Here is a 15008-nt window from a genome sequence, read left to right as displayed (position 1 = left end):
GTCACACCCGTTCGCTGCGCTGTTCTGCAATGATTCCTGTCGGGAACAACGCAATCAGGATGATGATGACGGCAAAGGCCACCACATCGCGATAAGCGCTCGAGATCGGCATCGCCACCACAACCAGCGTCTGCACGCCGGCGAATAGAAATCCCCCGATGATCGGCCCGATCAGGCTTCCAAGACCGCCCACCACAGCCGAGGCGAATCCGATAATGCCGAGCAGAACGCCCATGTTGAAGCTGATCTCGCGGTAATACAGCCCGAGCATGCAGCCGGCAAAGGCGGCGAGCCCCGATCCCAATGCGAAGGTCCCCAGCACCACGCGCTGCTGGTCGATGCCTGCAAGGCGTGCAACCTCGTCATCCTGGGCCACGGCGCGGATCGAGAGCCCGAACCGGGTGCGGGTCACGAACAGATGCGTTCCCACCACCAACAGCAGTCCGGCACTTACGATGATCACACTATCGATACCCACACTGAAGGAACCGGCATTGATCATGCCACTCGGCAACAGAGCCGGAAACGGCTTCGGGTTGCCGCCGTTGGGCACGCCAAGCCGGATGGCCTCGCGTAGCACGGTGCCGGCCATTAAGGTCGCGAGCAGCACATTGATGCTGGGGGCGCCGCGCAAGGGGATCACAAGAATCCTCCCGATCACGATGCCCGCGAGCGCCCCGGCGCCGACCGCAGCCGCCAAACCGGTGAGCAAGGCCAGCGCAGGGGGCAGCGCAAAGAGAGCTCCCGAAACGCCGGCGGCTCCCAAGGCTGAAAAACTTCCGAGCGTCACGACGTCACCATGCGAGAACTTGATGACGTCGAGCACCCCAAAGAACAGCGAATATCCAACGGCGATCATTGAGTAGATCACCCCCAGCATGAGGCCGTTGAACAGCTGCTGCGCTACGATCCCGATGTCCATCAATGTCTCCGCACGCTAGGGCGTCGCATGACGTCTGGTTAATTGAGGCGGAGTTTTCGTTTGCTGGCGGCATATTCGCTATCCGGCCAATAGACCCATTTACCATCCTGGGCGACATAGACGTTGGCCCTCAGAATGTTCTGCCTGTGGTCGTCGAAATTGATCTCGCCGACCAGCGACTTGTATGCCTTGGTCGTATTGAGCAGGTCCCTGACCTTGGCGCGGTCGGGGCCAACCTTCTCGATCGCATCCATGATCAGAGTGGCGGCGGAGTAGGCGAAGGGGCCATAGGCGTCCGGGTCTTCGCGAAAGCCCGCCTTGGCGTATGCGTCGAGAAACGCTTGACCCTGCTCATATTTGGTGATGGGAGCACCGTTGTGGAAGGAAATCGTTCCTTCCGCCGCGGCACCTGCGCCTTCCAGGAAGCCTGCGTTCATGATGCCAGAGACGCCCGCAAGCTGAGCGGTGACACCGACCCGATCCATTTGAGCCCGCAATCGGACGCCGAGCGGCGTCAGGCCGCCCACCATGATCAGATCTGGCTTCAGCTCCTTGATCTTGGTGAGCTCAGCCGTGAAGTCCTGCTGATCCGGGCTGACCGGAAAAGTAGCGACGATCTCGCCGCCGGCCAATTTGAGATATTCGCTGAAATATTTGTTCTGTCCCTTGCCGTAGTCGGTGGTGTCGTGAACGACAACATATTTCAGGAAGCCCTGCTTGGTGAGGAACTCCGCTGCGAGCTTGCCTTCATTGATCATCGTCCCGTTGACGCGATGAATTTCGTGGTAGTCGTTGCCATAGGTAATCTCGGGCAGGATGGCGCCCCACACCACGACCGGCAATCCGAACCGGGCATAGGTATCAACCGTCGCGATGCCTACGGCCGAGCAATAGTGGGTCACACCGGCGATGATGCTACGATCCGATGCGGCCTTGGTTGCGACCTGGATGCCGATATTCGGCTTGCATTCGTCGTCCAAGGTGACGAGCTCGAAAATGTACTTTGCCGATGGGTCGGCGTTTCTCAATTGCAAGGCCAACTGCGTGGAATTGCGGCCCCCGATACCGGGAGCTGAATTCCCGCCCGACAATGGTCCAATAAACGCAAGCTTTACGGTCTCCTTGGCCAAGACCGGAACTGTTCCGGTCGCCGCCGCGACCAGCGCGCCGCATGTCAGCAGCAACAATTTGTTTATCAGCTTCATTGGCAATGCCCTCCCCCGCTCGGAATAACTGTATCCATCCCGCACGAGCGAGACAGTGCGAATCTTCGCAAATGGGCGTGCGCAACGGAGCACGAGCAGGTGGACCGGCGATGATCGCCTACAATCGAGACAGATTGCTGCTGCTTTGGGCAACGGGTTGCCTTCGACGAGGCGGATGCGGACGCAAAAAAAACACCCCGTTGCAATCGGCAACGGGGTGACTGGGTCGCAGGACATCTGCGACAAGTCGAGGGAGGTAGTCTTCGCAATCACGACAGCCAGGGGCTCATCGCAGACGTCGAATTACTCCCTCATACCATCGTCATGGCAAATTCCCGCGGGGTGTTCGTGCAAAGGGTCTTGCACGAACACCTTGATGGCAATTGGCGGCTCATGCGATCTGGCGGCTGGCTGCCGGTGTGCTGCCGAATTCACTGGAAAGGTCGACTGCGATAGTCCTAGGCAGGCAGAGGACATTAACCGCCGCGGTCATCAGTGCGATCGCAATGGGATAGATCAGGCCGGCGTAGATGTTGCCGGTGTAGCTGACGAGCGAGAGGCTGATCAGCGGAACGAAGCCGCCGAATATCCCGGTGCCGATGTGATAGGGAAGCGACAGCGAAGTATATCGCAGCCGCGCCGGAAAGAGCTCGACGAGAAATGCGGCATTCGGCCCGTAGACCAGCGCTACGAAGATGAGTTGCGCCAGGATTAGCGCGGTGACGACCACGTAATTGTGCGCAGCCGTGGCGCTTGCAATCCCCATGTAGATGGGGACGTAGAGCGCGGCGGCGAGCAGCAGGCCGGTGACAATCAGCGGGCGGCGTCCGATGCGGTCTGACAGGGCCCCGCTCACGACGATCAGGGGCGTGCCAAGGGCTAGAGCAACGGCGACGCAGACATTCGCCGTCAGGAAGTCCACCTTGAGAACGCTCTGCAGGAAATACAGCGCATAAAATTGTCCGGTGTACCACACGCATCCCAGACCCGCCGTCGCGCCGAAGAGAGCATAGAGCGCATAACCCAACCCTTGTCTCGTGCCGAAACTTTCGCGAACCGGCGCGCGCGAGACCTTGCCGGCCTGGCGCATCTGCTCGAAAACCGGCGACTCGCTCAGCTTCAGACGAAGATAGATCGAAAACACGACGAGAAGTGCAGACAGCAAGAACGGGATACGCCAGCCCCAAGCACGGAAACCTTCCTCCCCGAGCGATAGCCGACACGCCAGCACGACCAGAATTGCAACGAAGAAGCCCAAGGTGGCTGTGGTCTGGATAAAACTGGTGAAGAAGCCTCGACGGTTTACCGGTGCATGCTCAGCCACATAGATGGCAGCGCCACCGTACTCGCCGCCGATGGCCAAGCCCTGTACCAAACGGAGCAAGACCAACGCGACAGGTGCAGCAAAGCCGATAGTTTCATATGTCGGCAAAAGGCCGACCGCGGTGGTCGAAATCCCCATTAAGATAAGTGTCAGCAGAAACGTGTGCTTGCGTCCCAATCGGTCGCCAAGACTGCCGAACAGGATGGCACCGAACGGCCGGATGACGAATCCGGTCGCAAAGGTCGCAACACTGATCAAGACGGCGGCGGTGGGATCATTGGCGGGGTAAAAAAGGGTCGAAAAGAACACGGCAAGGCTTCCATAGAGATAGAAGTCATACCATTCGATAACCGTGCCTGCACTTGAGGCAAGCACCACCGTCCAGATGCTCAGGTTCGGTGCGTCCGCTTTAGGTTCGCTCATCATATCTCTCCATGGGCCTTGTTGGGCACGTGTTTTCCCGGGCGCGCGCGCCGCAGCGCACGCCCCTTCTCCACCCGGCAATACGTAGAAAGTTGCGGACCCGTTAGGCCGCGATAGAATTTCGGGTCGGCGCATAGCGCGCAAGACATGCGCTTGCTTCTGCCGAAATTCGCTTCACCAGCTCACCGGCGGTTGGAATGTCGTTGATGAGACCGATTGCTTCTCCGACCGTGACATTGGCCGTATCGTAGTCGCCGGAGACCCACGCCTTCTCGACGCGCTGCAGCTCGGCTTCTTGCAGTGTGCGCAGCTCGTCTTCCCGGCCATGCCACCTTTCGATGAAGCCGTTCTTCATCAGGCGTCCAGTGTACTCCGAGGGCCAAGCCTTTTTGCGGACAACGTCGTAGACACGTGTCCGGATCGTTTCATCGCCGGTGGCTGCCAGCACCTTTTCCTTGGCGTTGCGATGAATGACCGACTCTTGCGTGGCCCAAAACCGCGATCCGATCAAAGCACCGTCGGCACCTAGCATTAGCGCGGCGGCGAGACCGCGCCCGTCAGCAATGCCTCCGGCGGCAAGAAGGAGAACGCGCGGCGCTCGTTGCGCGATCATATCGGCGACTGCAGGAACGAACGGCATCGTCGAGCGCGCCGTGAGTCCGTGGCCGCCGGCCTCCGTACCCTGTGCGATGATAACGTCCGCGCCGACGTCGATCGCCCGCTGGGCATGCTCGAGCGTATGCACCTGACAGATCAGGGGGATGCCGGCCTGCTTCACTTTCGGGGCATATGGCGCAGGATCCGAGAACGACAGCATGATCGCTTTCTTGTGCCGCTCCAGAGCGAGATCGAGCAGACCCGGATCGTTCGCCAGCGCCCAGGTGATGAATCCACAGCCGACGTCCGGGCGGCTCACCTTTGCGGACTGTTCTTCGAACCAGGCGCGGTTGGCATAGCCGCCGCCGAGAAGGCCGAGAGCACCTGCCGCGGAAACCGCGGAGGCCAGCTCGCCGCCGGAGGCCGGATCCATCGGCGCCAGCACGATCGGGTGCTCGAGCCCAAAAAATTCGGTCAGTCTCGTCTTGATAGCCATGTCAATTCCTCTCCTAGGCTTATGCCCGTCTCGGATACTGGGAAGCTAGATTGGCTGTTGACAACATAAAAGTGATTATTATTGATCAGAGTCATCATTCCGGGAGATGACCACATGGACAGCACGGATCTGAATTTCTTTTCCGCGGTCGCCACGGCCGGCGGAATCGGCCGCGCCGCCCACAATCTCCACACCGTGCAATCGAACGTGACCCAGCGAATTCGAGCGCTGGAGAACCAGCTCGGTGTCCGACTTTTTGATCGGTCCAAGAAAGGCGTTACGCTCACCTCCATGGGCAACAGGCTGCTTCCTTACGCCAAGCGCATCAGCGATCTGTTGGCCGAGGCGCATTGCGCAGTGAAGGACGAGGCGTGGCCGGGCGGCGAGCTGCGCATTGGATCAATGGAGACGACGGCGGCGTTACGCCTACCACCGTTGCTCACCCACTACGGCATCGCTTATCCCGATGTTGACGTCCAAATCGAGACAGGCCCGACCGCAGCGCTGGTCGACTGCGTATTGTCTCGGAAGCTTGACGGAGCTTTTGTCTCTGCACCGGTCACGCACGGTGAACTGACCTGCACACCGATCGTGGAGGAGGAGCTGGTGCTGATCACGCCGCCGATGGTGACGTCCCCCCAACACCTCGGCAAATTCCTGGCTTCGGGAAGCGGCCGGAAGGTGATCGTGTTTCGTGCCGGCTGCTCCTATCGACAGCGCCTGTCCGAATATCTTGCGCATCGTGGTTTCGTCGACCTGCGCTGGATGGAAATGGGAACGCTCGACGGAATCATCGGTTGTGTGGCGGCTTCGGTCGGGCTGTCATTGGTGCCGCGCGTCGTCGCTGATTCTGCCGAACGACAGGGCTTGATCCGCCTGCATTCGCTGCCGAACGGGACCGGCAGTGCCACCACGGTTTTCGTTCACCGCAAGGACGCATTCGTGTCCTCCGCCCTGCGGGCGTTCATGGAATGCGCCGGATCGGGAACGAACCAAACAGCCCCGCCCGAGCAACCGGCAGTGGCGCTCAAGCAGCCTCGAAAGACGACCTCGCCGCCTTGACTGATGCCACGATAAAGCGATGCACTTCTGCAACCCGCCGCGTTTCGTGCGTATCGGGATGCGACGTCAGCCAGTAATTCCGCACGAAACGAATGTCGGGAAGCAGACGCTGCAATTCGGGATAGCGCTGGGCCACGTAATCATGAAGGATTCCGACGCCGTGTCCACCACGAACGGCCTCCATCTGCGCAACGACGCTACCGCATTCATAGCGTCGCGACATGAGCCGGCCGAGCACTGAGGCATAGTCCAATGCCCTGCTGTAGACGAAATCCTCGACCTGGGTGACGAACAGGCGGCCGGCAAGATCGGCCTGCGTCCTGATGGGACCCTCGCGCGCGAGATAAGCATCAGCAGCATAGACACTGAGCGTATAGTCGGTGAGTTTGGACAGGATCAGCTTACCCTGCTTGGGCCGGTCCAGCGTGATCGCAACGTCGGCCTCGCGCCTTGACAGGGAGAATGTGCGCGGAAGCGGCACGAGTTGAATGACAAGGCCCGGGTGCTTCGCGGCCAGCGAGCCCAGCCGATCGGCCAGGAAGTAGTTGCCAAGCCCGTCCGGTGCCCCTACGCGCACGGTTCCGGTGAGGGCCTCGGCCGCGCCTCCAATGCTCGATCCCACTTTGAGGAATTCGCTCTCTGCGCGCTCGGCAGCCGCGACGAGCGCCTCGCCCGCCGCCGTCAGCGTGCAGCCTGTAGTGTGTCGTTCGAGCAGTTTGGCATTCAAGCTACTCTCCAGCGCGGTCAGTTGCCGGGCGACCGTTGCATGGTTCAGCCGTAGGCTTTTCGAGGCCTTCAGAATCTGGCCGGCACGCGCCACTTCTAGGAATATCCGAACGCGCTCCCAATCCATTGACTACACTTTCTGCACAACGGAGCCGCGAATTCGGCCGTTGATGCTGCATTTTTATGCGCTGCATATCTGGCTCGATCAAGCATCATGTTAGGGAGAGCAGCCAATGCCCGTGACTATTCTGAACTTCATCAATGGCGAGCTGGTGCCGAGCCGGGGCCCTCGCACCGCGCCGGTTTACAATCCCGCGACCGGCGAGCAATCGGCAACGCTCGGACTTGCCACGACGCAAGACGTGCGATCGGCCGCTGCAGCCGCCCGCAAGGCCTTCCCGGGCTGGGCGAACACACCGCCACTGCGCCGTGCTCGTATTCTCAACCGTTTCCTGCGGATCATGGAGGATCGAATCGATGAACTTGCCCAAGTGATCACCGCCGAACACGGCAAGGTGCTTTCGGACGCGAAGGGCGAGATCCAACGCGGCATGGAGGTGGTGGAGTTCGCGACCGGCGCGCCGCAACTGCTCAAGGGAGAGATCACCGAGAATGTCGGGACCCGTGTCGACAGCCACTCGCTGCGTCAACCGCTCGGGGTGGTCGCTGGCATCACGCCATTCAATTTCCCGGCAATGGTCCCGATGTGGATGTTCCCGGTTGCGCTGGCCTGCGGCAATACGTTTATCCTCAAGCCGTCGGAGCGCGATCCCTCGGCCTCGCTCGTGCTTGCGCAGTGGCTGAAGGAGGCCGGGCTGCCCGACGGCGTGTTCAACGTCGTGCATGGCGACAAGGAAGCGGTGGATGCCATCCTAACGGATCCCGATATCGTGGCGGTCAGCTTCGTCGGCTCGACGCCGATTGCGCGATACATCTATGAGACGGCGACCAGCCACGGCAAGCGCTGCCAGGCGCTGGGCGGCGCCAAGAACCACATGATCGTGATGCCTGACGCCGACATGGACCAGGCCGTCGACGCTCTCATGGGCGCGGCTTATGGCTCCGCCGGCGAGCGCTGCATGGCGATCTCGGTAGCCGTTCCGATCGGAGACACCACCGCCGATCGTCTGATCGAAAAGCTGGCGCCCAAGGTCCGCGCGCTTAACATTGGTCCCGGTACCGACCCCGAGGCCGAGATGGGCCCGCTGGTGACGAAGCAGCACCTCGACAAAGTCCGAGGCTATATTGACGCCGGCGTTGACGAAGGCGCGAAGCTGATTGTGGACGGGCGCGATTTCCATCGCCAGGGCTACGAGAAGGGCTACTTCATCGGCGGCAGCCTGTTTGATCGCGCGACCACGGACATGAAGATCTATCGCGAAGAGATCTTCGGACCGGTGCTCGTGGTGGCCCGGGCCAAGTCTTATGACGACGCGGCCGACATGATCAACCAGCACGAGTTCGGCAACGGCACCGCAATCTTTACCAGGGATGGCGATGCGGCGCGTGAGTTTGCGCATCAGATCCAGGTCGGCATGGTGGGCATCAACGTACCGATCCCGGTGCCGATGGCATTCCATTCGTTCGGCGGATGGAAAGCCTCTCTGTTCGGCGACCATCACATGCATGGCCCCGAGGGCGTTCGCTTTTATACCAAGCTGAAAACGATCACGACCCGTTGGCCGACCGGCATCCGGGCCGGCGCCGAGTTCGTGATGCCGACGATGTCCTGATCTTCTCCGAATGGAAGGCCGTGGCAGCCCCACGGCCTTCTCAACCCGCCAGTTGGCCCGGCCCCCAAATGGTGAACTCTGGCAGTCGCGCCAGAGAGCTGAATTCGGCCGATCAATCCGTGAATATCGCCCTAGAATCTCGGGCCGCGATCAGATTGGCCCTGTCGATCTCCATCGGCCGCTCGAGGCTGTCATGCTCGCTCTCCTCAGCTCCATTGGGTCACTGGGAACGCTCACCTCTCGGCCAAGCTCCCGTGGTGAGCGCCCTCGGAGAATATTCGACCACCTCTCCGATGAGAGGGATCGCCGCAGCGCGCACTCTCCGGCCGGCCGTGACATGAAGCCGCCAGGCGCGCTCGGCGCCCTTGAAGCCCTGAATCGGCGGATCATTCCAGAGCAACTCGATCGTCCCGTGCAGGATTAGGACATCGCCGACGACAAAGTCGACAAAAAGCAGTCCCGCCCTGGGATTGGACATAAAATTCCCGAGCGTGTTGAAAAAGGAATTGCCCGCAAAGTCCGGAACGGTGATCTGGTTATCCGCCACGTGAATGAAGCCTGGCTTGCCGCCGCGGTGAGAAATATCGCAATCGAACGATGATCCGTCATCGGAAGGCGCACATGAGGCGACGAAGAAGGTCGCCGAGTGGCGGATCAGCTCTCGTGCCGCATCGTCCAAGACGGCGAACGCCTCGACCTCGCCGGGACCGAGTTGCTCCGGCGCAGCGGATGGTGCCGCGCTGATATGGCGCGTGTGGATGTATTGAGGGCAATTGCCAAAGCTCTGCACGACCGCCACCTCGAAACTTGTCTGGTCGAGGGTGATCAGCGTTCCGTTCATGCGGTTTCGCCGACGATTGGTCAGGTCTATGCCCAGCACTCCCAAGCTGGCGCCCACGGAAAGATTCGTCCCGAGCAGGTCGAAGGTTTTCGGTAACGATCCGATGCGCAGCCGTCCTGGATCCGGTGAAGAGACGAATCCGCGCGGGCCAAACAGGACCGAAGGGATCGGCCAGCCCGCTCGGTCCGACGAGCCGACAAGGAGGTATTCGAGTCCTGCGAAGAATTCACGGTGCTGATCGGGCATCCATGTGCGGATGGAGGTTTTCCCGCGCTCGCTCATTCTGTCGGCCACGCCGACGCGTCGCTGCACGTCGATCTCGCCCTGGTGAAAAGGAGACGAGCTCCGTTCGGAAAGGCTGGTCATGACCGCACCTCGAAGAAGATTTGCCGATCAGCTCGCAGGCGCGCTTGGCATCCGCTGAAAATTCGGAAGTGCTTCCAGCCGCCCCAGCCAGGCGACAATGTTCGGGTAGGAGGACAGTTCAATGCCTCCCTCCGGAGCGGCCCGTGTGTAGCTGTAGCAAGCGAGATCAGCCACGGTCGGATGGGTTGCCGCGAGAAATTCGTGCTTCGCAAGATGACCATCCATCACGCTGAACAGACTGCTGGCGACCCCGGCCGCTTGCCGGCCATCGACGGGCAAGTTGAACACCTTGCCCAGCCGAGCTGTTGCTGGTCCATATGCCAGCTGTCCGGCTGCCACGGACAGCCAACGTTGCACGGCAGCCGCACTGACCGGATCTTCCGGAAGCCACGTCTCGGTAGTGTCGTAGCGCTTGGCCAGATAGATCAGGATTGCGTTGGAATCGGCAACGACGGTGCCGTCATCATCGACGACAGGTATCTGCCCGAACGGGTTCATTGCGAGATAGGCCGGCGTCTTCCGCTCGGCAGGGGGCGTTGGGATCAACTCGTAAGGAAGCGAGAGAAGGCCGAGCAAGAGCTCGACCCGGTGGCTGTGTCCCGACAATTTGCCGCCATAGAGCTTGATCGTAGCTGACATTCCCAACTCGCTTTCGCTATTCAAACGATGTCTCGGTACTTATCATTTCCCATTCGGACGATAATCGAATGTTCCTTCATTTTACCATTGCGGTTTTTGCAACGATCCAGACGAGCAGAATGACTGGCCGCCATTTTTCCCTCTGAACTCGCGCAACACGTTCTTCTGAACCTCTCCGATCGTATTCCGGGCAGCTCGCTCACGCAGAAATCGTTGTTCGGCAGGTTGTAGGGAACCAGCCGTCCTTCAGCACCGCCACGCCATCCCTTTCCCCTGCAGCGCCTCCTGCCGTCGGGACGGCGGCCGCGACAACTCGCTCGCCGAAATCAGGATGTGGCAGTCCGACGACGGCGCTTTCGAGCACATCTGGAATGCGATCGATCTCGAGTTCGAACTCCTTCGGATGAACGTTGTAACCGCCCGAAATGATCACATCCTTCGCGCGCCGACCTTCAAAGGGAGCCGGCGGCGGAACGCACGAGTTCTGTCGGTCGCTGCTCCAACAGCTCGCTGAGAACGCGCTTCATCTCGGCCCCCTTTGATGGATCACTCAGTCCGCAACTGCCCGCTCAAGCTCGGCCACTCTGGGTCTGACCGTCTCCTGCTGCGAGGACTGGACCGGCCGTTCGTCCCCCTCGCCTGTTTCCATGTCGATAAAAACGGCCGGCTCGCGCTGTGAACGGTCAATCGTCAGCGAAAACACATCGAAACGATTGTAGTAGCCTACGACATCGTGAAATTGCTTCGGTTCGACGCATTGCGCGACGTCAATATCGGCATATGCGATGCCTTCGCTGTCTGAGAGGACGTCGCTGATAATCTGCCCTGTTGGATCGAGGATCATCGATACCGCATGCGGTGTGCCCTCGATCAGATCCAGCATGGCGGGGTTAGCCTGTCCGAGCGCGTCCTTCATACCTACGTCCATGCAGGCGGACGAAACGATGTTGAAGCATTTGGCTTCAAACGAATGAGCTCCAGCCCGGATCTCGATGGCCCTGCGTAGGTCATAGCCCCCCTTCTCCTTGGAGGGACGCGTCGGCCAGATCGGCGGGTAGGTCGAAATATGAACTTGCTCGCCCTGCGCCATCAATGAATAGCGGGCAAGTGGATTCGTATTCTCACCACAAATCAGCATGCCAATGCGGCCGATGGAGGTCTGCGCGACGCGCAACCCACGCGCATCTCCGGCAGCCCAGACCAGCTTCTCGTAAAACGTCGGAACGAGCTTGCGATGATGATTCAGGATCGATCCATCTTGGCCGATCAAAAGATTGGAGTTCCAGATACAGCCAAGGCTGGCAACCGTCCCTTCCGTAAAACCGATAGAGACCACGACGTTGTGGCGCTTGGCCGCCATCCTGACCTTTGTCAATTCCGCGCTGTCGAGCCGCAATGCCTGGGCCGACAACGCTCTGAAGAAATCATGAGACATGATCGGCGCCTGCAGCGCCGCCCACACGGGAAAGCCGGGAATGAACGATTCCGGGAAAGCAACCAGCGAGGCACCGTTGCGTGCCGCCTCGGCAACGAGGTCGCAGGCCTTGTCTGCACTTTTGGCCGCGTCGAGGAAAACTGAAGATGTGTGGCACGCGGCAGCTTTGAAGCGCGGCAAATTCGACGGCATTTGAGACGATCCTCTCGGTTTCTGGCACCACAGGTTAGTCTTTCGCCGGCGGGTGGCGAATGCGGAAAATCTGCACGAGCGGTTGCGCGTCTTCAGACGACCAGGACCGGCACGCGATAGATCGCGTTGCGTCGGCCGCCGGCCGGCTGACTCTCGCCCGATCGCGAGATCGCCCGAGACAGGAGACCGCAGCATCCCTCTTTTACTATCCAATCACAGGTGAACTTGGTCCAGGATCGTCCTGATACCTTCTCCAACCGGCATCCCTGCCAGCTCCGCCCTTCATCGGCGCTCAGTTCGACCGCCGCAATTCCGTCGTCACCCCAGGCCCATCCCCAGGCTTGCAAAACCTCGTCTCGCCTGAGCTGACGATTTGGCTTTGGCGCCACGATGACCGATTGGGGGGCGATCGCCCACACCGGCTGTGTCGAGCCGTCCGGCGCGAGGTCGTTGTACCATGTGGTGGTGAAGACGCCCGGAGCCCGCTCCGAGCGCAATTCGAGCTTGCGGAGCCATTTGACGCTGTTCGTGCCGTAGAAGCCCGGGACCACCAACCGCAACGGATAGCCGTGCTCAGGAAGCAGCGGCGCTCCGTTCATCTCGTAGGCGAGCAAGACGTCGTCGGATATCCGGGAGAGCGGCAGATCCTTGATGTAATGTCCGCACGCGATGCCTCCGAAGTCGCCGGAGTCCGCCCCCTGTGACCAAACGAAAGTTGCGCTCCTCGCCACGCCCGCTGATCCCAGCACATGATCCAGACGAACGCCCGCCCAGCGCACGTTGCAGACCCGCTGCGTGGGCTTGTCGGGCGCCAGCGGGCTGCCTGCACATTGATGCACCGAGACCACCTCGGTCTTTGGAAGCGACTTGAGCTGACCGACGGAGAAGCTCGCGGGCGTCTCGACCAGGCCGGCGATTTCCAGCGTCCAATCATCCCCATGAGTGACATCGAGAACACCGAGATGGCACAACACGATGCAGCCTTCGACTGGCGTTATGCGGTCGGTCAGCAGATGCGGTTCAGAGGGAATTCGGCCGAAGAAGCCGCGTACCTTGTACGTAAAGTCGTCAGCCATCGCAGCGCTCCCTCGCGCCGGCATTCTAGTACATCACGGGAGGACGTCGACCGTAAGAAACTCCGCAGATACACTTGCGCGTATTCGATCACTCGAAGTCGTTCAGATACGCTCTGTCCGCCTTGAAGATCTCATGAAGGAACCGCAGCAGCGTACGCACCCTACCCATATATTCGATATCCTCATGGACGGAAATGTAGAGCGATCGCGTGACCACCACATCTTTCATGAGCCATACAAGGCGAGGATCCTTTTTTGCCGAGAAGAAGGGCAGAAGGCCGATGCCACGCCCGACAGCGATCGCATTCTGCTGGGCTGCCATGCTGGTCGATCGAAAGACGACGCTCTCTGGCACCAGGACGTCATGCAGCCACTGCACCGGCTGGATAGCCACGAGATCGTCGACATAATCGACGAAATCGTGACGCTTCAATTCTTCCATGGTGCCCGGCGTCCCCCGTTCCACGATGTACCTGGACGACGCGAACAGCCCAAGCTTGAACTCGCCAGCTTTTTTGACCGAAAGTTTGGGGCCCACGAGGGGAACGAAGCTGATGCACACATCCGCCTCGCGTTTGGTCAGATTGATCAGATGCCTTTCGGTCACAAGCTCCACGACAACGCCCGGGTGCTTCTCATTGAATTGGACCAACTTTTCTGCAAGGTAGAAGGCGGCAATACCCTCCATGCTCGTCAGCCTGACGCGCCCGGTGGGCTCGGCCGGCGTGGCGCGGAAATCTTCCGATATCACCAGGGCCGCGCCCTCAATTTTCTCGGCCTCTTGGTAGAGCTTGTGTCCGTCCTCCGTCAGCACGAACCCGTTCGGCTTGCGGTCGAAAATCTTGATACCAAGATCTCGCTCAAGCTCTGAAATGCGCCGGCTGACCGTCGTGTGGTCGACTTTGAGGCGCCGCGCGGCCGGCATCAACCGCCCCTGCCGGGCGAGTTCAAGGAAGAATTTCAGGTCGTTCCAGTCGAACATTCGCTCCTGCGTGCCAATCCGGAAGAGGCCAATGACGAAAATCCGACGGTGGGTGAACGCCCTCCCGCCCGATCAAACAATCTTCTACGGCGGCTTTCAAGATGCCTGAAGGCGATTTCCGTGCCTTCGGTGCCTGAAGCCACGGGGCGCAGCCCGCTCTCGCGCTCCGGCCGCAACGATCTCGGCCGTTATAGCTCTACCATTCCCTGAGGCACGCATTCTCATTGATACAGATACTCGAGAATTTCCTTTCTATACTGCAGACTCCCGGCGTGGGTCGCCAGTTTGAGCCGCTCCCGCGGTCGCAAGGTATCGATCTCCCAAATCCGGCCGATTCGCGCAGCCGGTCCGTTCGAGAGCGCGACAATTCGATCGCTCAGGAAGATCGCTTCGTCTATGTCGTGCGTGACCATTACAACGGTGGTCGGGGTCTTTTCCACGATGCGAACCAGTTCGTCCTGAAGGCTCGACTTGGTCAGCGCATCGAGCGCGCCGAACGGCTCGTCCAGCAGCAGCACCTTAGGCTCGACCGCAAAAGCGCGAGCGATGCCCACCCGCTGCTTCATTCCACCTGACACCTCGAATGGGTATTTGTTGATGGCGTGCTCCAGGTGAACAAGCTTCAGCGCCTGCTCCGAGCGATCCTTCAATTCGGATGCCGCGGCACCCTTGAAGGCCTGTTTGACCGCAAGGCGAACATTTTCGTAGCAAGTCATCCAGGGCAATAGAGCATGGCTCTGGAAGACCATTGCGCGCTCCGGCCCCGGGCCAGAAATCGTCGTCCCGGCGCAGCGTATTGCACCCTTTGTAGGCGCCAGAAGGCCAGCAACAATGTTTAGCAACGTGCTCTTGCCGCAGCCTGAATGGCCGATCAAGCAGACAAACTCGCTGTCTTCGATAGCGAGCGAGATTCTATCCAGCGCAAGAAGCCCCTTGCCAGAACGGTCAACAAACGACATTGACACATCGTTGATCTCGAGATCCGCCAT

General features: G+C 60.2%; 14 protein-coding genes. 2 read left to right on the top strand and 12 right to left on the bottom strand.

The genetic code is table 11. The features are described from left to right. Window position 1 precedes the first annotated feature (1 nt). The 4 genes from IVB50_RS38105 to IVB50_RS38090 all read right to left on the bottom strand — a co-directional run bounded on the left by IVB50_RS38105 (window position 2) and on the right by IVB50_RS38090 (window position 4967). Window positions 2-922 (bottom strand): branched-chain amino acid ABC transporter permease, encoded by a 921-nt coding sequence (locus IVB50_RS38105; RefSeq protein WP_247299996.1) that lies wholly within the window; start codon window positions 920-922, stop codon window positions 2-4. Between the two features lie 38 nt (window positions 923-960). Beyond that, complete coding sequence (locus tag IVB50_RS38100; RefSeq protein WP_247299994.1) at window positions 961-2400, bottom strand: branched-chain amino acid ABC transporter substrate-binding protein; 1440 nt, start codon at window positions 2398-2400, stop codon at window positions 961-963. A gap of 118 nt (window positions 2401-2518) precedes the next feature. Beyond that, window positions 2519-3874: an MFS transporter gene (locus IVB50_RS38095; RefSeq protein WP_247299992.1), complete on the bottom strand. Its 1356-nt coding sequence runs from the start codon at window positions 3872-3874 to the stop codon at window positions 2519-2521. Window positions 3875-3977: 103 nt separating this feature from the next. Further along, on the bottom strand, window positions 3978-4967 hold the full coding sequence (locus IVB50_RS38090) for a nitronate monooxygenase (RefSeq protein ID WP_247299990.1): 990 nt from the start codon (window positions 4965-4967) through the stop codon (window positions 3978-3980). 114 nt (window positions 4968-5081) lie between these two features. Between IVB50_RS38090 and IVB50_RS38085 the strand changes: the two genes are divergently transcribed. Next, window positions 5082-6029 (top strand): LysR family transcriptional regulator, encoded by a 948-nt coding sequence (locus tag IVB50_RS38085; RefSeq protein WP_247299987.1) that lies wholly within the window; start codon window positions 5082-5084, stop codon window positions 6027-6029. Here the strand turns inward: IVB50_RS38085 and IVB50_RS38080 are convergent. Next, window positions 5995-6882, bottom strand: a complete 888-nt coding sequence (locus IVB50_RS38080) for a LysR family transcriptional regulator (RefSeq protein WP_247299985.1) — start codon at window positions 6880-6882, stop codon at window positions 5995-5997. The two genes, IVB50_RS38085 and IVB50_RS38080, sit on opposite strands and share 35 nt — an antisense overlap. Before the next feature lie 106 nt (window positions 6883-6988). On the opposite strand from IVB50_RS38080, the gene IVB50_RS38075 reads away from it, so the two are divergent. Further along, the gene (locus IVB50_RS38075; protein ID WP_247299983.1) at window positions 6989-8488 is read left to right on the top strand and encodes a CoA-acylating methylmalonate-semialdehyde dehydrogenase; all 1500 of its coding nucleotides are present in this window, start codon (window positions 6989-6991) and stop codon (window positions 8486-8488) included. Between the two features lie 220 nt (window positions 8489-8708). On the opposite strand, the gene IVB50_RS38070 is transcribed toward IVB50_RS38075, so the two are convergent. The 7 genes from IVB50_RS38070 to IVB50_RS38040 all read right to left on the bottom strand — a co-directional run bounded on the left by IVB50_RS38070 (window position 8709) and on the right by IVB50_RS38040 (window position 15008). Further along, window positions 8709-9695, bottom strand: coding sequence for a pyridoxamine 5'-phosphate oxidase family protein (locus IVB50_RS38070; protein ID WP_247299981.1), 987 nt, complete (start codon window positions 9693-9695; stop codon window positions 8709-8711). Window positions 9696-9722: 27 nt separating this feature from the next. Continuing rightward, window positions 9723-10334, bottom strand: coding sequence for a glutathione S-transferase (locus IVB50_RS38065; RefSeq protein WP_247299979.1), 612 nt, complete (start codon window positions 10332-10334; stop codon window positions 9723-9725). Between the two features lie 199 nt (window positions 10335-10533). Beyond that, on the bottom strand, window positions 10534-10767 hold the full coding sequence (locus IVB50_RS42210) for a hypothetical protein (protein WP_247299977.1): 234 nt from the start codon (window positions 10765-10767) through the stop codon (window positions 10534-10536). 117 nt (window positions 10768-10884) lie between these two features. After that, complete coding sequence (locus IVB50_RS38055) at window positions 10885-11961, bottom strand: carbon-nitrogen hydrolase family protein (RefSeq protein ID WP_247285541.1); 1077 nt, start codon at window positions 11959-11961, stop codon at window positions 10885-10887. 92 nt (window positions 11962-12053) lie between these two features. Beyond that, complete coding sequence (locus IVB50_RS38050) at window positions 12054-13037, bottom strand: molybdopterin-dependent oxidoreductase (RefSeq protein WP_247299975.1); 984 nt, start codon at window positions 13035-13037, stop codon at window positions 12054-12056. Between the two features lie 88 nt (window positions 13038-13125). Then, window positions 13126-14019 carry a LysR family transcriptional regulator gene (locus IVB50_RS38045; protein ID WP_247299973.1) on the bottom strand — a complete coding sequence of 298 codons (894 nt, stop codon included), beginning with the start codon at window positions 14017-14019 and terminating at the stop codon, window positions 13126-13128. Window positions 14020-14240: 221 nt separating this feature from the next. Then, the gene (locus tag IVB50_RS38040; protein ID WP_247299971.1) at window positions 14241-15008 is read right to left on the bottom strand and encodes an ABC transporter ATP-binding protein; all 768 of its coding nucleotides are present in this window, start codon (window positions 15006-15008) and stop codon (window positions 14241-14243) included.

Source organism: Bradyrhizobium sp. 87, assembly GCF_023073015.1.
GTDB lineage: Bacteria > Pseudomonadota > Alphaproteobacteria > Rhizobiales > Xanthobacteraceae > Bradyrhizobium > Bradyrhizobium canariense_D.
The sequence above is the reverse complement of the archived record's forward strand: the minus strand, read 5'-3'. Positions and strand labels throughout refer to the sequence as shown.